The sequence below is a fragment of the Streptococcus sanguinis genome (genome assembly GCF_020729765.1).
GTDB lineage: Bacteria > Bacillota > Bacilli > Lactobacillales > Streptococcaceae > Streptococcus > Streptococcus sanguinis_Q.
In genome coordinates, this window is sequence record NZ_JAJEPD010000075.1 from 1 (window position 1) to 837 (window position 837).

Annotated in this window: 2 protein-coding genes; one reads left to right on the forward strand and one right to left on the reverse strand. The window is 26.9% G+C overall.

Annotated elements, in window-relative coordinates:
• On the forward strand, positions 1-252 hold a 252-nt coding region (locus tag K4H96_RS10400), incomplete at its 5' end, for an ATP-binding cassette domain-containing protein (protein ID WP_227956502.1).
• A 9-nt stretch (positions 253-261) separates the two neighbouring features.
• On the opposite strand, the gene K4H96_RS10405 is transcribed toward K4H96_RS10400, so the two are convergent.
• Positions 262-837, reverse strand: a 576-nt coding sequence (locus K4H96_RS10405; RefSeq protein ID WP_457810471.1) for an Rgg family transcriptional regulator, incomplete at its 5' end; no start/stop codon positions are given.

Genomic DNA, 837 nt, shown 5'->3' on the forward strand with positions numbered 1-837 from the left:
CTTCGTAAAAACCTAGCTCAATCAAACAAAATCATTTCAGAAGGAGAAAAGCAACGAATTGATTTAGCTAGGTTTTTAGTCAAAACATATTCAGTTTATATATTTGACGAACCTACAAGTAACCTTGATCCAATAAAAGCAAAAGAAATAATGGACTACATTCTATCCATTAAAGATGCAATTGTTATTGTCATTACTCATGATCAAAATCCAGAAATATTGGAAGAGTTTGATCACGTTATTACCTTATAGATAAATGGCCTAGTCTACTAAATGAATGATGTGTTTCTCAAAGTATTGTTTGTAATTTTTRTAGATTGTTTTATTGAATAATTCAAAAATTTTTAAAGCATCTTCTATTTTTAAAATTGATTTTTGATTACGATGAAATTTAAGTTCAAAAAATCCTTCTAAATACAAAAGAATAGTTTGTTCAAAAAAATCTGTGGAATTAGATAATATATTCTTAGTAGCTTGTTTTAAAAATAAAGCTTCCTCATATAAGCTGTTTTCAATCATAATAAGAAGTGAATTAAGAAGTAATTGAACGAGAGCTTGTTTATTTCTAGGTATAGAACTATACAACTTTCCTTTTTTAAGCGCCTCTTTGGCATATCTAAATAATAAATTTGGTAATATTGCTCGACAACAATTTCCAAGAATAAGAATTTCGTAATATCCCCAGTTTTCAACAGAAAATAAATAATTAGTAAGATAAGAGGTGTCTTGATTACTCAATTGATGAGTATTATCAATTCCATAGATAATACTTTCAATGAAAATAGCGTTTAACTTATGATAATGAGATTTGGTTTCTCTAAACAGTTCCATCTCTTT